A 22,770-nucleotide genomic window follows, 5' to 3' on the forward strand; every position below is an offset into this window, starting at 1 on the left:
CAAAAGCTCAAAAGCTCAAAAGCTCAAAAGCTCAAAAGCTCAAAAGCTCAAAAGCTCAAAAGCTCAAAAGCTCAAAAGCATCCCGGTCGACCAACCGATTTGCTCGTGAAACTGACACTGATTCGAGGCATTCCCCTAACCCGCGCCATGCCCAATTCCCGTGGCGAGGGAGCTTGCTCCCGCTGGGGCGCGCAGCGGCCCTGGAGCCCGGCGACGCGGTGGATCAGGTCGATTGAGTGAGCTTGAGAGGGGGCTGCTGCGCAGCCCAGCGGGAGCAAGCTCCCTCGCCACAGGTCACTTTTTTCGAGGCAACAAAAAACCGTGCCCGGATCGCTCCGAGGCACGGTTTTTTTACTGCGGTCTTACTTGTTGACCGCGTCGGTCAGGCCTTTGGCCACAACCAGCTTGATCACTTTCTTGGCAGCGATTTCGATGGCAGCGCCAGTCGAAGGGTTGCGGCCGGTACGGGCAGGACGCTCGGTGACTTTCAGCTTGCCAACACCTGGCAGAGTGATTTCGCCGCCATTTTCCAGCTGATCGGCAACGACTTGGCCCAGTTGGTCCAGCAGCGAACGCACGGTAGCTTTTGGTGCGTCTACAGATTCAGCCAAATCAGCGATCAGTTGGTCTTTAGTAAGAGCCATGTAGTGTTCCTTCCCTATCAAATTCATATGGATTGCAGAGTGCAGTGTCAGCCATCGAGCCCGATCTCTCTTGATCAGGCACCCTCGGCAATCACCACGACGGATCGGGGTAATAGATGCCGAAAACCGGGATTGGTTCGACCTGACAGATGCTGAATGCACGCTTAACGCAGTGACTTCGCGTAAGACCGGGCAAAACTAGCACAACGCCTCTGAAATATCCGCCTCTAGCTACCCATTTGGTCAGCTTTCTTGCGCTAAAACGTTAAAAAAATGCATATAGGATGTCGGACGGGTCTGAAAGGGCCTTTGCCGGGTTCCAAAACCAGTGATTGCGGTACACTGGGCCCCTTTTCGGGGAGCGCGCCCTCCTCTCTTTCAACAGCCGAGAAATCCATGCCGATCCGTCATTGCATCGTCCACCTGATCGACAAAAAACCCGACGGCACCCCTGCTGTGCTCCATGCCCGCGACTCCGAACTGGCAGAGTCCACGGCCATCGAGAACATGCTCGCCGACCTCAACGAGAGCTATAACGCCAAGCAAGGCAAGGCCTGGGGTTTTTTCCATGCCGAGTCCGGGGCGCATCCGTTCAGCGGCTGGCTGAAGGAGTACCTGGACGGCGGCAAGGACTTCACCGCCTTCAGTCGCGTGGCGGTGGAACACCTGCAGAAACTGATGGAAGAGTCCAACCTGTCGGTGGGCGGCCACGTGCTGTTCGCGCATTACCAACAAGGCATGACCGACTACCTGGCCATCGCCCTGCTGCACCACAGCGAAGGTGTGGCAGTGACCGATGAGCTGGACGTGACCCCGTCCCGCCACCTGGACCTGGGCCAGTTGCACCTGGCGGCACGGATCAATGTGTCGGAGTGGCAGAACAACAAGCAATCGAAGCAATACATCTCGTTCATCAAGGGCAAGAACGGCAAGAAGGTCTCGGAATATTTCCGTGATTTCATCGGCTGCCAGGAAGGTGTCGACGGCCCCGGTGAGACCCGCACCCTGCTCAAGGCCTTCAGTGACTTCGTCGAAAGTGAAGACCTGCCGGAAGACGATGCCCGGGAAAAGACCAAGACCCTGGTCGACTACGCCAGCAGCCAGGCCAAGCTCGGCGAGCCGATGGGCCTGGAAGAACTGTCCGAGCTGATCGACGAAGATCGACCGAAAGCCTTCTACGACCACATCCGCAACAAGGACTACGGGTTGTCGCCGGAAATCCCGGCGGATAAACGCACCCTCAACCAGTTCCGCCGCTTCACTGGTCGCGCCGAGGGCTTGTCCATCAGCTTCGAAGCGCACTTGCTGGGCTCCAAGATCGAGTACGACGAAGAGGCTGGCACGCTGATCATCAAGGGCCTGCCCACGTCGCTGACCGACCAGCTCAAGCGGCGTAATTGATGCTCAGTAGGGTGCTGAAGAAATTCCTGCTGATTCTGCTGGTGGTGGTGGCCTACCAGAACTGGGGCAAGATCGAGCGGGTATTCAACCCGTCACAGATGGTTTCCGAGCAGATTCGCAGCAACGCCCGCGTCGTGCTGTATGCCACCGACTGGTGCGGCTACTGCAAGGCCACCCGGCGGTTCCTGGATGAGAAAGGCGTGCCGTTTCGCGAGTTCGATATCGAGAAAGATGCCGAAGCGCGCAAGGCCTACGAGGCGCTGGGCGGCCGGGGGATTCCGATCCTCGATGTGAATGGCACGTTGATGCGTGGGTATGAGCCGGAGCATATTCTCAAGGCGTTATCTGCCATCTAGTCATCGCCGCAAATCCCCTGTGGGAGCGAGCTTGCTCGCGATAGCGGTGGGTCAGCTTGCATCAATGCTGGATGTGTCGCCGCCATCGCGAGCAAGCTCGCTCCCACAGGTCATTCGTTGCTCAGCGCGCCTCGATCCGAAACCCGAACCGCGGAAAGTGCACATGCACCACCCCGCCACGCTCATCTTCGCGACGCAGGATCAATTCTTCGCGGCCAGCAAACAGTAACTCCCCAACCACCGGATCAACGCCATAGTCCGTCGCGGCTATGCTTACCTGCTGCCCTGCGGTGAACCCGTTCGGCTCTTCGAACGACTCATCCGGCAGCGCTTGCGGCGTCGCGTTGCGGGCAACGTCCAAGGCTTCTTCGGCACTCATCTGGCTCGAGGCACCATGGCCGAAACCCAACACCCGCGCCAACCAGGCCGAGACAGCCGGATAGGCATCCACCAGCGACGAGGTGACCGGAGTGCCCTTGAGGAACCACAGTGGATGGGCCATGGCGAAGTCGGCAATCGACGGATCACCCAACAGGAAATCGCCCTCCTCGCGCTGCAACTGTTGCTCGAGACGCGCCATGATCGTCGGCCATTGGTGCTTGGCCTGCTCGGCGGCCAAGCGTGTCGTCGTGCCGCCACTGAACAGCCCGGCGCGGTCGCTGATGAACGCCTTGATCGCTTCGGGCGATAGCTTGGCGAACCGCACCGCCACCGATTCCGGCTGGAACACCAGGCTCACCGCATGCTGGAACACCACCGAATCGGCCCACGCAGCAAAGGATGCGGCAAGCATTTCCCGGCCTTCGGGGAACAGCGCCGGCGAGGCTTTTTCCTGCTCCAGGCGGCGGGCCATCAGCGACGTATCGCAATAGATATCCGCGCCGACCTGCAACACCGGCGTCTTGCGGTAGCCACCCGTCAGCGCCGTCAGGTCAGGCTTGGGCATCATCGGCGGGATGCTCACCGAACGCCAGGACAGCCCCTTGAAGCCCAGCAGCAGCCGGGCTTTTTCCGCGAAAGGAGACGTAGGGTAATGATGAAGGATCAGCTCTGACATGAGATTAGCCACTGCAGGAATGAAGTCCTACAGCTTAGCGCGCCTGATCGGGACAGCCTACCGGCCTGATAAAGGCCTATCAGCCCGGCTGATCGAGCGACAGCGCACTGGCCACCAGGCATTCCTTGGCGCTTTTCTTGAGTTTTTTGATCAGCCGCTCCTGGCGCAGGGCCTCGCCCTTGTCGCGACAGGCCTCGGTGTACACCAAAGCCACTGCCGGGCTGGAAAGGAAGAAACGTGCACCCTTGCCACTTTGATGCTTGGCGAAACGCCGCACCGGGTCATCGCTGATGCCGCAGTACAGCGAACCGTTGGCCGCCCGCACCAGGTAGACGAACCAGGGTTTGTCCGGTTCGGCGGGGCCTTGTGCTGGCAGATCGGGAGAGGGGGTGGCGATCGTCACTAGATGTTCAACAGGTCGGCAAAGACAAGCCGCGATCTTATCAGCGACTGGCCTGGAACGCCCGCAGCCCCTTGAGCGCCTGGGCCCTGACAGCGTTACGTACCAGTGGTGTCCAGCCCAGCAACAGGCCCTTGGCACCCAATGCCTGGCGAGACCAGCGCCACAGATCGAAGCTGTCGTGGTGCTCGCAGATCTTGCCGTCGCGAAAAACGAAGCGTGCCTGAATGTCATTGATCACCACGTTGCCGGTCTGGCTGAACAAGTACGTCGCCACCCAATGAGCACCACCGGTACGCTCATCACTGCGCACGTTATCGAAGGTCAGGGAAAAGTCCTTGGCCCGGGTCGTCAGCATGCGCCACATGTCGCCGGCATCGCGCCCGCGCAGCTCACCGAACGCCGGATCGCTGAACAGCACGTCGTCGGTGTAGCAAGCGCTCATGGCTTCGGCGTCCAGGCGTTGGAAGGCCTGGTAAAAACGGCTGATCAAGGCGTTATGGGCATCACTCATGGACAGGCTCCGAAAAACGTTTCAGTAGGCCAGCACGATAATCTGCCGCCGCCGGGAAGACTATCGTCATTCGCCATGAAAATGATATCAACGAAGATCAGCGACCCTTTCGCTGCTGACCCCGACGTACAACGCCCGGCCTGCGCCGATGCCGGCGATGATCGCCCCCAGGCCAACCAGGCCGAAGATCCAGCCCAGGGCGTTCCAGCCGCCGGTCAAGTCGTGGACCACACCCACCGCGAACGGCCCCAGCGACGCCAGCGTATAACCGAAACCCTGGGCCATGCCGGAAAGGTTGGCGGCCACGTGGGCGTCCCGCGAACGCAGCACGATCAGTGTGAGCGCCAGGCTGAATGATCCGCCCTGTCCCAAGCCCAGCAGGATCGCCCAGCCCCACAAGCCATCGAGCGGAGCGTAGAGGCTACCGAACAACCCGCCCAGGACCATGAGCATGACGATCACGATGGCCAGGCGCTGGTCCTTGCCACGTGTTGCCAACCAGGGCGCCGCGAGGGAACTGATCAACTGCACGATGACCGAACCGGATAGCACGAGCCCGGCCTGGGTCGGCGTCAGGCCACGTCCAATCAGGATCGACGGCAGCCAGCCAAAGACGATGTAGGCCAGGGACGATTGCAGCCCCATGTACAACGTCACTTGCCAGGCCAGGGGATCACGCAGCAAGCCGCGGACTCGATAAGCCACTTGGTGGGCACCGTGTTTCTCGCCCACTTGCGGTAACCAGGACACCGAGGCCAGCAGCGCCGGGACCACCCAGAAACCCAGGCCCAAGGCCCAGCTGTGGCCAAGCTGCTCGCTCAGCGGCACGGTCGCCCCGGCCGCCATCGCCGCGCCCAGGCACAAAGCCATGGTGTAGACGCCGGTCATGGTGCCGGCCTGCTTGGCGAAGTCGCGCTTGACGATGCCCGGCAACAGCACGCCGATCACACCAATACTCGCGCCGGCCAGGATACTGCCGACAAACAGCCCGACCTGGCCGAAGGCGCTGCGCAAGACAATCCCGCCCGCCAGCGTCAACAAGATCCCCAGCACCACGCGCTCGGCACCGAAGCGCCGCGCCAGCACCGGCGCCAGCGGCGCGAACAGGCCCAGGCAAAGCACAGGCAATGTGGTCAGCAAACCGGCCTGGGCAGCCGACAGGTCGAGGCTTCTTGACACTTCGCTGAGCAACGGCGCCATGCTCGACAATGCCGGACGCAGGTTCAGCGCCACCAGGATCAGCCCGAGCAGCAACAGCCAGGGCCGGCGCACCAACGGAGGGCGCTGCTGGGCCTGCTCATCGTCGGCCTCGGCGTCGATCAACAGTTCTTCAAGTTCGGCGGCGCGTTTGGGCGCCGTCGAAGTGGCAGGGTCAAGCTGGTCGCGGGACATGGAAAGCTCGGGTTCGGGGTTCGGGGCTCAGGGTTTCAAGCGCTCAGGGTTCATTGATCAACTGGCGACACAGGGACTTGGCCCGTTGCGGGTCCTGTTGCTCGACGGCGTCCAGGATTTCGACGTGCAGGTCGAAGACATGTTGATGACGCGGGGCGATATTGAGGCTCTGGCGCAACTGTGCGCCGATGACGCTGGAGAAGTAGCGATAGAGTTCACTGAGCGCAGGGTTGTGCGCGGCATCTACCAAGAGGCGGTGGAACACCAGGTCGCAGGCGATGTACTGCTCCAGGTCGCCGTGATAATGCTCACCGCTGTCTTGCAGCGCCCGGCGCAAGGCAAGTAGATCCTCATCGGTGCGCCGCACCGCCGCCAGGCCAATGGCCTCCACCTCCAGGATATGCCGGGTTTCCCGGGCCTGTTCCAGCGAACAACGGGATAGCACCTTGAGCGTATCCAGCGGATCAACCACCGCCCGCACGTAGCTGCCATCGCCCTGGCGGATCTCGATCAACCCGGAAAACGCCAGCACGCGCATGGCTTCCCGCACGGTGTTGCGGCTGATACCCAGCTCCGCCACCAACTCCGGCTCGGTGGGCAAGCGCTGGCCGACGCCCCACACACCATCGCTGATACGCCGACGCAATTGTTCCAAGGCCTGGTCGACCAGGGAGCGTTTCATCAATGGAGAAATAGCTGACATAGAATTCGCCCTTTCATCCAATCATAGGATGAATTTTCTGACATGTTAGTCAGCTTCGCGTAGGACGGCAACCGCCTAGGGTCAACGGGAGGTAAAGAAACGAGATTTTCAATGAGTCAAAATTACCCTTTGAGGGTAATTTTAAGGACAAGGCACGCCGTTCCATGGAAAAGAACACACCCCACTACGCCTTGGCGGCGATACAGGCAGATGTCAGGCGACTTAAAGGGAAAGCGTTCACCAGCACTGCGAAGAACACTGCCCGGACGCTCGGTTTAAACGTCTCGGACATGCAGCAGGTCATTCATGGGCTTGAGCGAAAACAGTTCTACACATCGATGACCACCTATGACGATCATCGAGTCTGGCATGACGCCTACCACGCCAATTCACACGGTCTGCAGATTTACCTGAAGGTGACGTACCGCCCCAGCGGAGGCCCACCGGTAATTTCCTTCAAGGAGAGAAACTCATGAAACACCAGCAATGCTTCAGCTGTGGTGCCCCGGAAGGCATGTTGCATTTCGAAGGTCGCGGCGAAACCATGAGCGTCAAGGGACTGGAACGCCGGGTCGATGACTTGTCTGGCTGGGAATGTCAGATGTGCGGCGAAGTCGAGCTCGATTCAAGCTGCTCGGATCGCTACGACCATGCAGGTGATGAGCTGGTCAACGCGGCCAGGCGAATGATCGGCGAAGAGATCAAACGTGTCCGGCGCAAACTGCATCTATCGCAAAAGGAAGCGGTACTGCTGCTATCGGGCGGTGGACACAATGCGTTTTCCCGCTACGAGCGCGGCGAGGTAGTGCCACCCAAGGCGTTGATCTTGCTGATGCGCCTGCTTGATCGCTATCCGCATTTGCTTGCCGATGTCCATGCCTTCGCTGAAGACGCAGACTTGCGGCAATTCAAAACGACGGTGCACAAGGAACACGAGACCCTCACGGCTTGCTGAGCGGCCCATTAAAAACAAACCCGGACAAGTCCGGGTTTATTTCACTGCCTAAGGCCGGATCAATGCAGGATCTGGCTCAGGAACAGCTTGGTGCGGTCGTTCTGTGGGTTGTCGAAGAAGTCGTTCGGCGCGGCCTGTTCGACGATTTCACCCTTGTCCATGAAGATCACGCGGTTGGCCACGGTGCGGGCAAAGCCCATTTCGTGGGTCACGCAGAGCATGGTCATGCCGTCTTCGGCCAAGCCGATCATGGTGTCGAGTACTTCCTTCACCATTTCCGGGTCGAGAGCCGAGGTCGGCTCGTCGAACAGCATGATTTTCGGCTTCATGCACAGGGCACGGGCGATAGCCACACGTTGCTGCTGACCGCCGGAGAGCTGGCCCGGGTACTTGTGCGCCTGCTCTGGAATGCGTACGCGCTCCAGGTAATGCATGGCGATTTCCTCGGCCTTGCGCTTGGGCATCTTGCGTACCCACATCGGCGCCAGGGTGCAGTTCTGCAGGATGGTCAGGTGCGGGAACAGGTTGAAGTGCTGGAACACCATGCCGACTTCACGGCGGATCGCTTCGATCTGCTTGAGGTCGTTGGTCAGTTCCACACCGTCGACCACGATGCGACCCTGCTGGTGCTCTTCCAGGCGGTTGAGGCAGCGGATGGTGGTGGACTTGCCGGAGCCCGACGGGCCGCACAGCACGATACGCTCGCCCTGCTTGACGTTCAGGTTGATGTCTTTCAACACATGGAACTGGCCGTACCACTTATTGACGCCCTGCATCTGAATAATGCCTTCAGGGCTCACAGGCTGTTTGATCGCTTCACTCATAAACTACGCTCCTAACGCTTGTGGCCAGTGTCCAGCTTGCGTTCCAAATGCATGGAATAGCGGGACATACCAAAACAGAAAATCCAGAACACCAGGGCGGCGAACACATAGCCTTCGGTGGCCATGCCCAGCCATTTCGGGTCGGCGGCAGCTTGTTTCACGCTGTTGAGCAGGTCGAACAGGCCGATGATGATCACCAGGCTCGTGTCCTTGAACAACGCAATGAAGGTGTTGACGATACCCGGGATCACCAGCTTCAGGGCTTGCGGCAGAATCACCAGGCCCATGCTGCGCCAGTAACCCAGGCCCATCGCTGCGGCCGCCTCGTATTGCCCCTTGGGAATGGCTTGCAGGCCACCACGCACCACTTCGGCAATGTAGGCCGACTGGAACAGGATCACCCCGATCAGCGCCCGCAGCAGCTTGTCGAAGTTCATGCCTTCAGGCAGGAACAGCGGCAGCATCACCGAGGACATGAACAGCACTGTGATCAACGGCACGCCGCGCCAGAACTCGATGAAGGTCACGCAGACCACGCGGATCGCCGGCATGTTCGAACGTCGCCCCAGCGCCAGGACGATGCCCAGTGGCAAGGCGCCGACAATACCCACGGTCGCGATCACCAGGGTCAGCATCAGCCCCCCCCATTGGCTGGTCGCCACGGCGTCCAGGCCGAACACGCCGCCGTGCAGCAGGCACCAGGCGCTGATCGGATACAGCACCAGGAAACTCAGGCCGTAGATTGCCTTGCGCGGGAAGCGCGAGATGAACAACGGCGCCACACCGATCACTGCCAGCCACACGGTCAGGTCGACGCGCCAGCGCAGGTCTGCCGGGTAGTAGCCGTACATGAACTGCCCGAAGCGCTGCTGGATGAAGACCCAGCAGGCGCCTTCCTTGGTGCAGTCGGCACGGGTGGTACCGACCCAGTTGGCATCGAGGATCGCCCATTGCACCAGGGGCGGCACGATCAGGTAGATCAGGTAGAACGCGAACAGGGTCAGCAGCGTGTTGATCCAGCTGGAGAACATGTTGGCGCGCATCCACGCCACCACGCCGATGCTGCTGCCCGGCGGGGGCATGTCTGGTTTGAAAGTATGAGTCGTCATGCGCGTTTCCTCACCGCTCGATCAGCGCAATGCGCTTGTTGTACCAGTTCATCAGCAACGAAATGCTGATACTGATCGCCAGGTACACACTCATGGTGATCGCAATCACCTCGATGGCCTGGCCCGTCTGGTTCAACACTGTGCCGGCAAACAGCGAAACCATTTCCGGGTAGCCGATACCGGCCGCCAGGGAGGAGTTTTTCGCCAGGTTCAGGTATTGGCTGGTCAACGGCGGAATGATCACACGCAGGGCCTGCGGGATGATCACTTTGCGCAGGGTCGGACCGTTGCGCAGTCCCAGGGAACGGGCGGCTTCAGTCTGACCGTGGCTGACCGACTTGATGCCCGAGCGCACGATCTCGGCGATGAACGCCGCGGTGTACACGGTCAAGGCCAGGGTCAAGGCCAGCAGTTCCGGGATCAGCACCCAGCCACCGACGAAGTTGAAGCCCTTGAGCTCCGGCATTTCCCAATGCACCGGCGCACCAAAAAGCAGCGCGCTCAACGCAGGGATCACCAGGAACAACGCCAGGCCGACCCAGAACTTATGAAACGGCTCGCCTGTCGCTTCGAAACGCTTGTTGGCCCAGCGCGTCATCAGCACGATGGCGACGATCGCCAGCACTACGCTGATCACGAATGGCCAGAACCCTTCGGCCACCAGCGCGGCAGGCATGTTCAGACCCCGGCTGCTGACAAAGAAGGTGTCGCCGAAGTTATGGGCGGCCCGCGGTCCTGGCATGCTCAGGAATACCGCGAAGTACCAGAACAGGATTTGCAGCAGTGGCGGGATATTACGGAAAACCTCGACATAAACGGTTGCCAGCTTGGAAATGATCCAGTTCTGCGACAGCCGTGCCACGCCGATGATGAACCCCAGGATGGTTGCCAGGATCACGCCGATGAACGTGACCAGCAGCGTGTTGAGCAACCCGATGAGAAAGACCCGGGCATAGCTGTCCGCTTCGGTGTAGTCGATCAGGTGTTGGGCGATGCCGAAACCGGCACTGCGCTCCAGGAAGCCGAAACCGGAGGTGATGCCTCGGTGCTGAAGATTGGTTTGTGTGTTATCGAACAGAAACCAGCCCAGCGCGATAACCGCCACGACAGTGACGACTTGAAATACCCACGCACGCACTCGTGGATCGCTGAGGCTGAGCCTCTGCTTAGGTGCGCCGATTGAATTTTGCATGAAGTGCCCCGCAAAGAATGGAACAGAACATCACCCGGTGGTTGGCCCACCGGGTGATAGAACCATCAGCGCACTGGTGGTGCGTATTGAATGCCGCCAGCGTTCCACAGAGCGTTCAAGCCGCGATCGATTTCCAGCGGAGTGCCCTTGCCGAGGTTGCGCTCGAACATTTCACCGTAGTTGCCGACCTGCTTGACGATCTGCACAACCCAGTCTTTCGGCAGTTTCAGGTCTTTGCCGTATTCACCGTCAGCGCCCAGCATACGAGCGACGTCAGGGTTCTTGGTGGACTTGGCTTCGGCCTCGACGTTCTTCGAGGTCACACCCGCTTCTTCAGCGTTGAGCAAGGCGTAGCCAGTCCAACGGACAATGGCCAGCCACTCGTCGTCGCCGTTACGCACGACTGGGCCCAGGGGCTCCTTGGAAATGGTTTCCGGCAGAACCACGTAGTCCTTTGGCGAAGCCAGCTTGCTGCGCTGGGCGAACAGCTGGGATTTGTCCGAGGTCAGCACGTCGCAACGACCGGATTCCAGCGACTTGGCGCTTTCATCGGAGGTGTCGAAAGTGATCGGGGTGTACTTCAGGCCGTTGGCGCGGAAGTAGTCGGAAACGTTCAGCTCGGTGGTGGTACCGGCCTGGATGCAGATGGTTGCACCGTCCAGTTCCTTGGCGCTCTTGACGCCCAGCTTGTTGTTCGCCAGGAAGCCGATGCCGTCGTAGTAGGTGATGAAGCCTGGGAATTTCAAGCCCATGCCCGCGTCACGGGAGCTGGTCATGGTGGAGTTGCGCGAGAGCATGTCGATTTCGCCCGATTGCAGCGCGGTGAAGCGCTCCTTGGCGTTCAACTGGCTGAATTTGACCTTGGTCGCATCGCCAAATACAGCAGCGGCCACGGCACGGCAGAAGTCAGCGTCGATACCGACGATCTTGCCGGTCGAATCAGGCACCGAGAAACCCGGCAGGCCATCACTCACACCACATTGCACAAAACCTTTTTTCTGCACGGCATCCAGAGTTGCACCCGCCTGAGCGAACCCGCTGACACCAAGGACCGCTGCTGCAGTCATGACGGCCAGGGTGGATTTCAGTAACTTCATTCAAACCTCCAGTTTTGCTCTTGTTGTGTCGGAGCTCGAGTCCTGTCGCACCCTTTTGGGGCATTGCCGACCCTTGTTGGCTTTTTTTAGGGTCAACCGACGTCTGGACCTTCGCTATGAGTCTAATAATGAGGATGTCCGTAAACAGCGGTCATGCCCATCTCTCACCAATCGGCCGAACGGGCTGTAGCCCTTCACGTTCGCGAAGCCCGTAGCGGCTGCTGGCGAACATTCATCACCGGATTTCTGATATCCCATGCGTAGCGGTGAACTGATAGTGTTACCGCACAGCGTAAGAATCATCACTCAGGTACACCCATAGCAAAGCCCGTACCAGACCGCTGCGCTTAGCCCTTGTAAAACACGTCAAGACAAAAACTTTCAACTTTGCGACATCTAATTAACTGAGACACCGGACACGCACTGTAATCACGCACTGATTGGGCGCGCCCGCACAGATTTGGAGCACAACCATGACCGACCCCCTGATTCTCGAGCCCAGCAGCACTGCCGACGCGTGCGTTATCTGGCTTCACGGCCTGGGCGCCGATCGTTTTGATTTCCTACCAGTCGCCGAAATGTTGCAGCAAAGTTTGCTCACCACACGTTTCGTTCTACCCCAGGCACCGACCCAGCCAGTAACGATCAACGGCGGCTATGAGATGCCCAGTTGGTACGACATCCGCGCCTTGAGCCCGGCGCGGGCCATTGACGAACAGCAGCTCGAAGCTTCGGCACAACGGGTCATCGACCTGATCGAAACCCAGCGAGCCAGCGGAATAGACGCCTCGCGGATTTTCCTGGCGGGTTTCTCCCAAGGCGGCGCGGTGGTCTATCACACGGCATTCGTGAAATGGCAGGGCCCGCTGGGCGGCGTGGTCGCGCTGTCTACTTATGCCCCGACTTTCAGCGATGAGCTGCAATTGTCGGCCAGCCAGCAACGCATTCCGGTCCTGGCGCTGCACGGGCAATACGACGAAGTGGTACTCAACCCCATGGGGCGGACCGCGAAAGAGTATTTAAAGCAGCATGGTGTCACCGTGACATGGCAAGAATACCCAATGGGCCACGAAGTGTTACCCGAGGAGATTCGCGACATCGGTACCTGGCTGGCCGAGCGGTTGCGCTAAGAGGCCGATCGCCACTCCGTCCTTTGACGATCACACTACGCCGCGCCCGTTTCTTGCATTACACTGGCCGGCGTACATTCCTTAACCAATCGATGAGATGACCGTGCTCAAAGCACTCAAGAAGATGTTCGGTAAAAGCGAGGCCGAGCAACTCGCGCCTGGCTCCACTGCGCCGACCCACGGCCCGAGCCGCACCGATGCGCAACAACCGCACCGCACCGCACCTGTTGCAGGCGTGACAAAAGAGCCGATGACACCGCCAACCGCACAGCCTGTCACCGCCCCGGCAGCGGAAAAACCACGCAACGAAGCCCCCAAGCCACGCCGCGAACGCGCACCGAAACCGCCGGTCGTCGCCTGGAAGCTCGAGGACTTCGTCGTAGAACCCCAGGAAGGCAAGACCCGCTTCCACGATTTCAAGCTCGCCCCGGAACTGATGCATGCCATCCAGGACCTGGGTTTCCCCTATTGCACGCCGATCCAGGCGCAAGTGCTCGGTTACACCCTCGCCGGCAAAGACGCCATCGGTCGCGCCCAGACCGGCACCGGCAAGACGGCCGCGTTCCTGATTTCCATCATCACCCAGCTGCTCCAGACCCCACCGCCCAAGGAACGCTACATGGGCGAACCGCGGGCACTGATCATCGCGCCGACCCGCGAGCTGGTGGTGCAGATCGCCAAGGACGCCGCCGACCTGACCAAGTACACCGGCCTGAACGTCATGACGTTCGTGGGCGGCATGGATTTCGACAAGCAGCTCAAGCACCTCGAAGCCCGTCACTGCGACATCCTGGTCGCCACGCCGGGCCGCCTGCTGGACTTCAACCAGCGCGGCGACGTGCACCTGGACATGGTCGAAGTGATGGTGCTGGACGAAGCCGACCGCATGCTCGACATGGGCTTCATCCCGCAAGTGCGGCAGATCATTCGCCAGACTCCACCGAAAAGCGAACGCCAGACCCTGCTGTTCTCCGCCACCTTCACCGAGGACGTGATGAACCTGGCCAAGCAGTGGACCACCGACCCGGCCATCGTCGAGATCGAAGCCGAGAACGTTGCCAGCGAAAACGTCGAACAACATATCTACGCAGTCGCCGGTGCCGACAAGTACAAGCTGCTCTACAACCTGGTCAACGACAACGGTTGGGAGCGCGTGATGGTGTTCGCCAACCGCAAGGACGAAGTGCGACGCATCGAAGAACGCCTGGTGCGCGATGGCGTCAACGCGGCCCAGCTCTCGGGCGACGTGCCCCAGCACAAGCGCATCAAGACCCTCGAAGGCTTCCGCGAAGGCAAGATCCGCGTACTGGTCGCCACTGACGTGGCCGGTCGCGGCATCCACATCGACGGCATCAGCCACGTGATCAACTTCACCCTGCCGGAAGTGCCGGACGACTACGTGCACCGCATCGGCCGTACCGGTCGTGCCGGGGCGGCCGGGGTTTCGATCAGCTTCGCTGGCGAAGATGACTCCTACCAGTTGCCGTCGATCGAAGCGTTGCTGGGCCGCAAGATCAGTTGCGAAATGCCCCCGACCCACCTGTTACGTCCGGTCGAGCGCAAGCGCCCTTAGCATCGAGACGGACGCAGAGCGTAGGAACGATCAGCGCAGCCAAGACAGGCTGCGCTTTTTTTTGCCTCGGGATATTGCCCAAATAAACTAAAAGTCCATAATGGACAAAATAGTTTACCCGAGCATCCGGAGCCCCCATGCCCAGCACGCCCTATGTGATGACCCAAGCCCAGGCACGAGAACTGCTCGGGCAAATCGACGTGCCGCACATCCTGCGCGAGCTGTTCCGCGATCTTGCCGCCGGACAGGCGGTGCAGCCACCCCAGCAACTGGTGGTGTTTCCCCAGGGCGCCGGGGACTTCATCAACTACCTGGGGGTGCTGGCTGAAGACCAGGTCTACGGGATCAAGACCTCGCCCTACATCGTGCGCGAGCAAGGCCCGCTGGTGACTGCCTGGACCTTGTTGATGTCGATGCAGACCGGCCAGCCGCTGCTGCTGTGCGATGCCGCCGAGCTGACCACCGCTCGCACCGCTGCCACCACGGCTGTTGCCGTCGATGCCCTCGCCCCGCACAACGCCCGGCGCCTGGTGGTCATTGGCAGCGGCCCCGTGGCGCGGGCACACGTGCAATACGTCAAGGGCCTGCGGGACTGGCAAGCGATCAGCCTCTATTCGCCAGGCCTGAAGACCAAATCGGCACAAGAACTTGCCTCCGTCACCGACCTGGACCCTCGCCTGCACATCGCCGACAGCCTTGAAGCGGCGCTGCACGACGCCGACGTGGTGATGCTCTGCACCTCGTCCGCCAAAGCGGTACTCGACCCGCAGACCCTGGGCAAACCGGCGCTGATCACCTCGATCAGTACCAACGCTCCGCAGGCCCATGAAGTCCCCCCTCAAAGGCTCAACGACATGGACGTGTTCTGCGACTATCGTCAGACCACCCCAGGCTCGGCCGGTGAAATGCTGATCGCCGGTGAACAGCATGGCTGGCAGGCGTCGAGGATCATCGGCGATTTGCCTGAATTGCTCAGCGAACAGGTGGCGCGTCCCGACTACCAACGCCACGTGTTCTTCCGCTCCATCGGCCTGGGGCTGGAGGATGTTGCACTGGCGAATGCCCTTTACCGATTGCACCACCACTGACACAACTCGATTCCCACAGGTTCCGCGAACGCCCGGCAATGTGCTCCACAGGAGAGCTTCATGACCTCAGCAGACTTCATCATCATCGGCGGCGGCATTGCCGGTGCATCCACCGGTTACTGGCTCGCCCCCCACGGCCGTGTAATTGTGCTCGAGCGCGAATCCCATCCGGCCTATCACTCCACCGGACGCTCGGCGGCGCTGTATACCGCCGCCTACGGCACCCCTCAGGTGCGAGCGCTGACCCAGGCCAGCCGGGATTTTTTCGACGCCCCGCCGGCCGGTTTCTGCGAACACCCCTTGCTGACCCCACGGGGCGAAATGACGGTGGATTTCACCGGTGACCCGGCCGAGTTGAACAACCAGTACCTCAGTGCCAAGGCCACGGTGCCGCAGATGCAACTGCTCAGCGCCGACGAGGCCTGTGCAAGGCTGCCGATCCTGCGACGGGACAAGGTCCACGGAGCGATCTACGACCCCACGGCCTGCGACATCGACACCGATGCGCTGCACCAGGGCTACTTGCGCGGTATTCGTCGCAATGGCGGTGAAGTGCACACCGACAGCGAAGTGCAGCAATTGAGCCGCGATGATCAGGGGCTGTGGCAAGTGAAAACCGCCAACCAGACGTTCACAGCCCCGGTCCTGATCAATGCCGCCGGCGCATGGGCCGATCACATTGCCCAGATGTCCGGCGCCCGGAAGCTGGGGTTGCAGCCCAAGCGGCGTGCAGCATTCATTTTTGCCGGGCCCGAGGGCGTGGACATTCATGACTGGCCGATGCTGGTGAGCCTGGACGAATCCTTCTATATGAAGCCCGACGCCGGCATGTTCCTCGGCTCGCCGGCCAACGCCGACCCGGTGGAACCTCACGATGTACAGCCCGAAGAGCTGGACATCGCCATGGGCATCTACCAGATCGAAGAAGCCACCACCCTGACCATCCGCCGCCCGACCCGCACCTGGGCCGGCTTGCGCAGTTTCGTACACGATGGGGACCTGCTGTCCGGCTTCGATCCACAGGTGCCCGGACTGTACTGGGTCGCGGCCCAGGGTGGCTACGGCATCCAGACGTCGCCGGCCATGGGCCAGGCCAGCGCGGCGCTGGTGCGTGGCGAACCGCTGCCCGAGGCCCTGGCCCGTTTCGGCCTGAGCATCGCCATGCTGTCACCCGAACGACTGGGCTGAACCACCTTGAGGTGACGCATCGCCGCGATTGCGGCACACTCCCCCGCGCCCCTGTTTCACGGGGCGCTGACGCTGCCTGGAGCCCTGTCATGACTGCTTCGCCACCCGATCCGGCGCTGGAAAACTTCCGCACCATCGCCGACGCTATCGCCACGCTGTTCTACCCCCACGCAGAAGTGGTGCTGCACGACCTGCGCACCCAAAAAGTCGATTACATCGCCAATAACCTGTCCAAGCGTGAAATTGGCGATGACTCGTCCCTGGAAGACATGCTCAGTGAGGACGTTAGCGAACGTAATATCGGGCCCTACGAGAAGCTGAACTGGGACGGACAGAAGATTCGCAGCCTCAGCAGCGTACTGCGTGACGCCGACGGACATCCGCTGGCGGTGCTGTGCATCAACCTGAATATTTCGCTGTTCGAGAACGCCAAGGCCGCGCTGGATCTGTTCCTGTCGCCAAGCAAGTTGATCCCCCAGCCAGACTCACTGTTTCGCGATGACTGGCAGGAGCGGATCAACACCTTCCTGCATGCCTGGATGCGCGAGCGTCAATTGAGCCTGAACCTGCTGACTCGCGACCACAAACGCGAGCTGGTGCTGGCGCTGCATGCCGAAGGCGCGTTCAAGGGCAAGAGCGCGTCCAACTACGTGGCCAATGTGCTGAATATGGGGCGGGCGACGGTGTACAAGCATTTGAAGGAGTTGAAGGGCTGAAATCTGCGTTGCCAGGACTGCCGCCATCGCGAGCAAGCTCGCTCCCACACTGGATCTTTGTACCCAGGTACCCTGTGGGAGCGAGCTTGCTCGCGATGGCGGTCAATCAGTCGCCGTAGATATCCGACTTGAAATACTTGCCCTGGATCTTCTGATACTCCCCATTGGCGCGAATCCCATCGATGGCCTTGTTCAAATCCGCCACCAGTTGGGTATTGCCCTTGCGCACCGCGATACCGGCACCTTCGCCGACGTATTTCGGGTCCTTGAGCTCGGGGCCGACAAAGGCGTAGCCCTTGCCACGGGGCATCGACAGGAAGTCTTCCAGGGGGATGGTGTCGGCAAAAATCGCGTCGAGGCGACCGGACGCCAGGTCCATGTAGATTTCTTCGTTGTTGCTATAGCGCTTGACGACCACACCCTTGGGCTCGAGGACTTCAGTGGCGTAGCGGTCAGTGGTGGTGGCCCGCTGCACACCGACGGTCTTGCCCTTGAGGCTGACGAACTGGTCATCGACCACCACCCCTTCCTTCATGACCAGGCGCGACGAGGTGAAGTAGTACTTGTGGGTGAAATCCACCGACTTCTTGCGCTCTTCGGTGATGGTCATGGACGACAGCGCCAGGTCGATCTTCTTCACCTTGAGCGCCGGAATCAGCCCGTCGAACTCACCTTCGATCCACTCGCACTTGACCTGCATCTGCGCGCACAGGGCATTGCCGATGTCGTAGTCGAACCCCACGATCTTCCCTTCCGAGGTCTTGGAAGCAAAAGGCGGGTACGCCGCCTCGATGCCGATGCGCAAGGTTTTCTCAGCGGCGAACAGGCTGCTGGAGGCCAACAGGCTCAAGGCCAGGCCAGTGATGAGGGGGAGTTTCTTCATGATCGATCTCTCGCGGGTTGTTGTTGGTTTGGCAGAGAAAGGTGGGGCGATGACTTTTATGTACTTATAAATCCATACTGGACTTTTATGTACAAAGCGTCAATTGGGGAAACAGGGGAAAGTGATGGGAGGCTGCCGGCCTCATCGCGAGCAAGCTCGCGCCCACAAAGGACCTGTGTACAACGAAGATCCAGTGTTGGAGCGAGCTTGCTCGCGATGGCGGGCTCGTGGCTTGCGAAAAAAAGACGGGGGGTTTACTGCTTCCAGCGATCCGCTGCCGCATGATCACTGTCCCGCCCTTCAACCCAGCGCGGGCCGTCGACAGTGTTTTCCTTCTTCCAGAACGGCGCTCGGGTCTTGAGGTAGTCCATGACAAAGGCGCAGGCGTCGAATGCCGCCTGGCGATGGGCACTGGCGGCCCCGACGAAGACGATCGGCTCGCCCGGTTCCAGGGCGCCGATACGGTGCAGCACCTCCAGCTTGAGCAACGGCCAGCGCTGCTCGGCCTCGCTGGCGATCTTGCCCAGGGCTTTTTCGGTCATGCCTGGATAATGCTCCAGGAACATCCCGGACACATCGAGGCCGTCATTGAAGTCGCGCACGTAGCCGACAAAACTCACCACCGCCCCCACGCCGACATTGGCCGCGTGCATCGCGTTGACTTCGCCCCCTGCGTCGAACGGTGCGACCTGCACACGAATCGCCATGGTTCAGCCTCCGGTCACGGTGGGGAAAAACGCCACTTCGTCGCCGTCCGCCAGCGGTTCGTCGAGCTGGCACAGGTCTTCATTGCGCGCGCACATCAGGTTTTGTTCCTTCAGCACCTCGGCCCCGTCACGCTGGGCAAGCAGCACGCGCACATCGTCGACCGTGGCAAAATCGCCTTCCACCTTTACCGAGTCCACACCCAGCGCTTCACGGTAACGGGCAAAGAACTTCACGTTGATTTTCATGACGCATCCGCCTGGAAATGGCCGCTCTTGCCGCCGAGTTTTTCCAGCACCCGCACGCCTTCGATGGTCATGCCACGGTCGACGGCCTTGCACATGTCGTAGATGGTCAGTGCAGCGACGCTGGCGGCGGTGAGGGCCTCCATTTCCACGCCGGTCTGCCCCGACAGTTTGCAACGGGCGACGATGCGTACCTGGTCCTCGCCTTCGGCATTGAGCTCGACCTTGACGCTGGAGAGCAACAGCGGGTGGCAGAGCGGAATCAGGTCACTGGTTTTCTTGGCCGCCTGGATGCCGGCAATGCGTGCGACGGCGAACACATCGCCTTTGGGGTGACCGCCGCTGACGATCATCTGCAGCGTGTCGGGCAACATGCGCACAAAGGCTTCGGCCGTGGCTTCACGGAACGTCACGGCCTTGTCGGTCACGTCGACCATGTTGGCGCGACCTTGGGAATCGAGATGAGTCAGCACAGGGTTACTCCTGATCGGGAGTGTCGATTGTAAACCCGTAAGTCAGAAACCGGCAGGGTCGATTGTCGCACCCCACTTGGGTCTTGGAGTCGAAAGTCAGCGCTACCACAGTTTTTTTTGTACAGCATAAAAACCGGGCGGCTAGAAGGCCGCCCGGTTTGGCTGGGGTTACAGGTGGGATTCGGCGTATTCGGCCAGGATCGAGCGCGGTACGCCCTGCAGGGTGATGTGCACCCCGTTGGGGAAGTCCTTGAAGCGTTCCGTCAGGTAGGTCAGCCCGGAGCTGGTCGCGGACAGATAAGGGGTATCGATCTGCGCCAGGTTACCCAGGCACACCACTTTGGAACCGGCACCGGCACGGGTGATGATGGTTTTCATCTGGTGCGGGGTCAGGTTCTGGCATTCGTCGATCAGGATCAGGCTCTGCTGGAAGCTGCGGCCTCGAATGTAGTTGAGGGATTTGAACTGCAACGGCACTTTGCTGAGGATGTAGTCGACGCTGCCATGGGTGCTTTCGTCATCCATGTGCAAGGCTTCGAGGTTGTCGGTGATGGCGCCGAGCCAAGGTTCCATTTTTTCCGCTTCGGTACCGGGCAGGAAGCCGATTTCCTGGTCCAGGCCCTGCACGCTGCGGGTGGCGATGATGCGCCGGTAGCGTTTGCTGACCATGGTCTGCTCGATGGCAGCGGCCAGGGCCAGGATGGTCTTGCCGGAACCGGCGGCGCCGGACAGGTTGACCAGGTGGATATCCGGGTCGAGCAAGGCGAACAGCGCCAGGCTCTGGTAGATGTCTCGGGGCTTGAGGCCCCAGGCTTCCTGGTGCAGCAAAGGCTCTTGGTGCAGGTCGAGGATCAGCAGCTTGTCGACCTGGATTTCCTTGATCCAGCCGACGAAGCCTTGTTCGTCGATGATGAACTCGTTGATGTGCACGGCCGGCAGGTTGTCGATCAGTTGCACCTGGTGCCAGGTGCGGCCGTGGTCCTGGCGGGTCTCGACCTTGCTCACACGGTCCCAGAAGGAGCCGGTCATGGTGTGGTAGCCATTGGGCAACAGCGAGACGTCGTCGACCAACTGGTCGGTGCTGTAGTCCTCCGCCGCAATCCCGCAGGCGCGGGCCTTGAGGCGCATGTTGATGTCTTTGGTCACCAGCACCACGGCCTGGTCCTTGGTGCGCGCGTGCAGGTCGATCAACTGGTTGATGATGATGTTGTCGTTCAGGTGTTCTGGCAGCACCAGGTTGGGTTCGGTGCGCTTGCTCATCAGGATCGAAAGCAGGCCCTTGGGACCACTTTTACCACGCTGGATCGGCACGCCGAGCTCAACGTCCTCCGGAGAGGCGTCACCCAGGGTCTTGTCGATCAGGCGGATCGCCTGCCGGCATTCGGCCGCAACGCTGTGGTGTCCGCTCTTGAGTTTGTCCAGCTCCTCAAGCACGGTCATCGGGATGGCAACGTGGTGTTCTTCGAAGTTCAGCAGGGCGTTTGGATCGTGGATCAATACGTTGGTATCGAGTACATAGAGGATTGGCTGGTTGGAGGAAGGGCTACGTCCGTGGTCATCCATACTCGGTCACCTATGTGGGGGCCATTCGACGCAATACCGTGACAGTGCTGCGCCTCGAGGTAGCCACCGAATTCACCCGCGACGATTCAGGTGAACTGCACACAATCTGGGTCTTGGAAGACGCCACCTGTGTTGCAGGTTTCGGCGGTCTGTCTTCTTGATACTCCAAAAACCATGACAGGAAAAAGCACTTTGACGCTTTTTTGAAGTTTATTTTTCAGAGTGACGAATAACCCTTGGCGTACCGCCATTGCGCCGTTAAAGTCGGAAGTCCGGTTGTCATGAATGTGCGCCGGTTTTTCCTCTTCCCCCAATGTTTCCGGGCCTTTTCAGGTTTCAGCGAAACGCTTCCTGGCAATCCGCCCAACCGATCCCGCTTTGCGCCGTCTGCGTCATCAACCAGGGCATCGCCGTTTTCACCCCATCCTGCTTGGCATTGAAAGTGATCACCCCGTGGCGCCACAGCAGCATCAGGGTCAGCACACGCTGGGCGCTTTGCTCTGGCTTGAGTCGATTGTTGCTGTCCTGGGGATCGATGTCCCACAGCGCCACTTGCAAGCCCTGCTGCTCAAAGAACGCTTGTGCATCGCCACGACGCTGGCCCTGGGGTGGACGAAACAGCGGCACATAATTTTCGGGCAGCTTGCCCTTGACCAGCTCGACACTGCGCCGGACCGAGTCTTGCCAGTCCTGCCAATAACTGTGGGAGCGGAACTCCCAGCCCTGCACGCCCACGCATTGTCTCGAATACAACGCCTGGAGATGGTTGACCGAGCCCTCTTGCAACCGCGCCTGGATGTCCTTGCCCAGCACGAAGAAGGTGCCATTGACGTTCGCCTTGCGCAGGTATTCGGTTAGCCACGCAGTGTTGTCCGGCACCACGTTGGCGGCGCTGTCGAAGGTCAGCAGGAACAGGCGGTCGTTCATGTCTTCGCCGTTGCGTTCGTAATCGCCGAAACGTTCGATTTCGCTGCTGGTTTGCGGAAAAAGCGCGGCTTTACGCAGCAGTTCGTCGCGGTATTGGGTATGAAAGATCTGACTCGGCGCGGCCCACTTGATGTAGTAGGAATCGTCATCCAGATGATACCTGCGCGCTTCTTCGCGCAGGGTCGCCATGTCCTCGACCAAGTAACAGAAGGAAGCGTCCTGATCGCAACTGCGTTGGGCAAAGTTGTAGCTGGCCAACAACCGCTGCCACAGCCGGGCGCGAAGCGCATCGATCGCAACCATGTTGACCGAGCGCAGCCCCAAGTACTGCTTGAGTGCGATCTCGTCCATGGCATCGACGTCCAGCAGGACCCGGGCGAACATCAGGATCTCGGCCCGCGAGGCCACGTCGAACAGCGTCGGGCTGGTGAGTTGTTCCGGCCAGGTGCTGCGGTCCAGGGTCGCGACATCATTGGGCGCGGGCGCGGCAATGGCACCCAGGCTCAACAGCCAAGCCGATAACACAAGAGCGATACGCAAAAGGGATGTCTCCATAACGAAACCCGCGCGGCATCATAGCCGATCCTGATGCAATACCCGCCGGCGAACGCCTCATGGCAAAGCGGCTTCTGCGG

General features: G+C 60.4%; 26 protein-coding genes. 10 read left to right on the forward strand and 16 right to left on the reverse strand.

Features of this window, described 5'->3' with window-relative positions; all coding sequences use genetic code 11:
* The coding region (locus BLU76_RS31700) for a hypothetical protein (protein ID WP_218190246.1) at window positions 1-236 on the forward strand (236 nt) is incomplete at its 5' end.
* A gap of 126 nt (window positions 237-362) precedes the next feature.
* Here the strand turns inward: BLU76_RS31700 and BLU76_RS17525 are convergent.
* Complete coding sequence (locus tag BLU76_RS17525; protein ID WP_003205289.1) at window positions 363-644, reverse strand: HU family DNA-binding protein; 282 nt, start codon at window positions 642-644, stop codon at window positions 363-365.
* A 396-nt stretch (window positions 645-1,040) separates the two neighbouring features.
* Between BLU76_RS17525 and yejK the strand changes: the two genes are divergently transcribed.
* Complete coding sequence (gene yejK / locus BLU76_RS17530) at window positions 1,041-2,045, forward strand: nucleoid-associated protein YejK (protein WP_014340016.1); 1,005 nt, start codon at window positions 1,041-1,043, stop codon at window positions 2,043-2,045.
* On the forward strand, window positions 2,045-2,401 hold the full coding sequence (locus tag BLU76_RS17535) for a glutaredoxin family protein (RefSeq protein WP_092223656.1): 357 nt from the start codon (window positions 2,045-2,047) through the stop codon (window positions 2,399-2,401). The genes yejK and BLU76_RS17535 overlap by 1 nt, the downstream gene beginning before the upstream one ends.
* Window positions 2,402-2,522: 121 nt before the next feature.
* Here the strand turns inward: BLU76_RS17535 and BLU76_RS17540 are convergent, their stop codons facing one another.
* From BLU76_RS17540 to BLU76_RS17560, 5 genes are all read right to left on the reverse strand, one after another.
* On the reverse strand, window positions 2,523-3,458 hold the full coding sequence (locus BLU76_RS17540; RefSeq protein ID WP_063324524.1) for a glutathione S-transferase family protein: 936 nt from the start codon (window positions 3,456-3,458) through the stop codon (window positions 2,523-2,525).
* A gap of 79 nt (window positions 3,459-3,537) precedes the next feature.
* Window positions 3,538-3,861, reverse strand: a complete 324-nt coding sequence (locus BLU76_RS17545; protein WP_063324523.1) for a GIY-YIG nuclease family protein — start codon at window positions 3,859-3,861, stop codon at window positions 3,538-3,540.
* A gap of 40 nt (window positions 3,862-3,901) precedes the next feature.
* Window positions 3,902-4,372 (reverse strand): nuclear transport factor 2 family protein, encoded by a 471-nt coding sequence (locus tag BLU76_RS17550; RefSeq protein ID WP_063324522.1) that lies wholly within the window; start codon window positions 4,370-4,372, stop codon window positions 3,902-3,904.
* Between the two features lie 87 nt (window positions 4,373-4,459).
* Window positions 4,460-5,764, reverse strand: a complete 1,305-nt coding sequence (locus BLU76_RS17555) for a CynX/NimT family MFS transporter (RefSeq protein WP_092223658.1) — start codon at window positions 5,762-5,764, stop codon at window positions 4,460-4,462.
* Between the two features lie 43 nt (window positions 5,765-5,807).
* The gene (locus BLU76_RS17560; RefSeq protein WP_092146869.1) at window positions 5,808-6,467 is read right to left on the reverse strand and encodes a FadR/GntR family transcriptional regulator; all 660 of its coding nucleotides are present in this window, start codon (window positions 6,465-6,467) and stop codon (window positions 5,808-5,810) included.
* Between the two features lie 164 nt (window positions 6,468-6,631).
* Here BLU76_RS17560 and BLU76_RS17565 point away from each other — a divergent pair, with 164 nt between their 5' ends.
* Both BLU76_RS17565 and BLU76_RS17570 read left to right on the forward strand, forming a co-directional pair.
* A complete protein-coding gene (locus tag BLU76_RS17565; RefSeq protein WP_092223660.1) occupies window positions 6,632-6,943 on the forward strand; it encodes a type II toxin-antitoxin system MqsR family toxin in 312 nt (103 codons plus the stop codon).
* The gene (locus BLU76_RS17570) at window positions 6,940-7,422 is read left to right on the forward strand and encodes a type II toxin-antitoxin system MqsA family antitoxin (protein WP_003178333.1); all 483 of its coding nucleotides are present in this window, start codon (window positions 6,940-6,942) and stop codon (window positions 7,420-7,422) included. The genes BLU76_RS17565 and BLU76_RS17570 overlap by 4 nt, the downstream gene beginning before the upstream one ends.
* A 59-nt stretch (window positions 7,423-7,481) precedes the next feature.
* Here BLU76_RS17570 and BLU76_RS17575 read toward each other — a convergent pair whose 3' ends face one another.
* From BLU76_RS17575 to BLU76_RS17590, 4 genes are all read right to left on the reverse strand, one after another.
* Complete coding sequence (locus tag BLU76_RS17575; protein WP_003178331.1) at window positions 7,482-8,246, reverse strand: amino acid ABC transporter ATP-binding protein; 765 nt, start codon at window positions 8,244-8,246, stop codon at window positions 7,482-7,484.
* Between the two features lie 11 nt (window positions 8,247-8,257).
* Window positions 8,258-9,355: an amino acid ABC transporter permease gene (locus BLU76_RS17580; RefSeq protein ID WP_063324519.1), complete on the reverse strand. Its 1,098-nt coding sequence runs from the start codon at window positions 9,353-9,355 to the stop codon at window positions 8,258-8,260.
* Between the two features lie 10 nt (window positions 9,356-9,365).
* Window positions 9,366-10,547 carry an amino acid ABC transporter permease gene (locus BLU76_RS17585; RefSeq protein ID WP_063324518.1) on the reverse strand — a complete coding sequence of 394 codons (1,182 nt, stop codon included), beginning with the start codon at window positions 10,545-10,547 and terminating at the stop codon, window positions 9,366-9,368.
* A 65-nt stretch (window positions 10,548-10,612) separates the two neighbouring features.
* On the reverse strand, window positions 10,613-11,644 hold the full coding sequence (locus BLU76_RS17590; protein ID WP_003205302.1) for an amino acid ABC transporter substrate-binding protein: 1,032 nt from the start codon (window positions 11,642-11,644) through the stop codon (window positions 10,613-10,615).
* 473 nt (window positions 11,645-12,117) lie between these two features.
* Between BLU76_RS17590 and BLU76_RS17595 the strand changes: the two genes are divergently transcribed.
* The 5 genes from BLU76_RS17595 (at window position 12,118) to BLU76_RS17615 (ending at window position 17,339) form a co-directional block, all read left to right on the forward strand.
* Complete coding sequence (locus BLU76_RS17595) at window positions 12,118-12,774, forward strand: alpha/beta hydrolase (protein ID WP_063324517.1); 657 nt, start codon at window positions 12,118-12,120, stop codon at window positions 12,772-12,774.
* A 97-nt stretch (window positions 12,775-12,871) separates the two neighbouring features.
* Window positions 12,872-14,347, forward strand: coding sequence for an ATP-dependent RNA helicase RhlB (gene rhlB / locus BLU76_RS17600; protein ID WP_063324516.1), 1,476 nt, complete (start codon window positions 12,872-12,874; stop codon window positions 14,345-14,347).
* 137 nt (window positions 14,348-14,484) lie between these two features.
* Window positions 14,485-15,435 carry an ornithine cyclodeaminase family protein gene (locus BLU76_RS17605; protein WP_092223662.1) on the forward strand — a complete coding sequence of 317 codons (951 nt, stop codon included), beginning with the start codon at window positions 14,485-14,487 and terminating at the stop codon, window positions 15,433-15,435.
* A gap of 60 nt (window positions 15,436-15,495) precedes the next feature.
* The gene (locus tag BLU76_RS17610) at window positions 15,496-16,623 is read left to right on the forward strand and encodes an NAD(P)/FAD-dependent oxidoreductase (RefSeq protein WP_092146862.1); all 1,128 of its coding nucleotides are present in this window, start codon (window positions 15,496-15,498) and stop codon (window positions 16,621-16,623) included.
* A gap of 89 nt (window positions 16,624-16,712) precedes the next feature.
* Complete coding sequence (locus BLU76_RS17615; protein WP_003205307.1) at window positions 16,713-17,339, forward strand: helix-turn-helix transcriptional regulator; 627 nt, start codon at window positions 16,713-16,715, stop codon at window positions 17,337-17,339.
* 106 nt (window positions 17,340-17,445) lie between these two features.
* Here the strand turns inward: BLU76_RS17615 and BLU76_RS17620 are convergent, their stop codons facing one another.
* The 6 genes from BLU76_RS17620 to BLU76_RS17645 form a co-directional block, all read right to left on the reverse strand.
* Window positions 17,446-18,222, reverse strand: a complete 777-nt coding sequence (locus BLU76_RS17620) for an ABC transporter substrate-binding protein (RefSeq protein WP_092223664.1) — start codon at window positions 18,220-18,222, stop codon at window positions 17,446-17,448.
* Window positions 18,223-18,476: 254 nt separating this feature from the next.
* The gene (gene moaE / locus BLU76_RS17625; protein ID WP_063324513.1) at window positions 18,477-18,929 is read right to left on the reverse strand and encodes a molybdopterin synthase catalytic subunit MoaE; all 453 of its coding nucleotides are present in this window, start codon (window positions 18,927-18,929) and stop codon (window positions 18,477-18,479) included.
* Window positions 18,930-18,932: 3 nt separating this feature from the next.
* Window positions 18,933-19,175: a molybdopterin converting factor subunit 1 gene (gene moaD / locus BLU76_RS17630; RefSeq protein WP_053189805.1), complete on the reverse strand. Its 243-nt coding sequence runs from the start codon at window positions 19,173-19,175 to the stop codon at window positions 18,933-18,935.
* A complete protein-coding gene (gene moaC / locus BLU76_RS17635; RefSeq protein ID WP_092223666.1) occupies window positions 19,172-19,645 on the reverse strand; it encodes a cyclic pyranopterin monophosphate synthase MoaC in 474 nt (157 codons plus the stop codon). The genes moaD and moaC overlap by 4 nt, the downstream gene beginning before the upstream one ends.
* A gap of 168 nt (window positions 19,646-19,813) precedes the next feature.
* The gene (locus BLU76_RS17640) at window positions 19,814-21,208 is read right to left on the reverse strand and encodes a PhoH family protein (protein WP_063324511.1); all 1,395 of its coding nucleotides are present in this window, start codon (window positions 21,206-21,208) and stop codon (window positions 19,814-19,816) included.
* Between the two features lie 336 nt (window positions 21,209-21,544).
* The gene (locus BLU76_RS17645) at window positions 21,545-22,675 is read right to left on the reverse strand and encodes a polysaccharide deacetylase family protein (RefSeq protein ID WP_092223668.1); all 1,131 of its coding nucleotides are present in this window, start codon (window positions 22,673-22,675) and stop codon (window positions 21,545-21,547) included.
* Window positions 22,676-22,770: the final 95 nt, after the last annotated feature.

The sequence above is a fragment of the Pseudomonas sp. NFACC08-1 genome (genome assembly GCF_900106735.1).
In the GTDB taxonomy this organism is placed as follows: Bacteria; Pseudomonadota; Gammaproteobacteria; order Pseudomonadales; family Pseudomonadaceae; genus Aquipseudomonas; species Aquipseudomonas fluorescens_Q.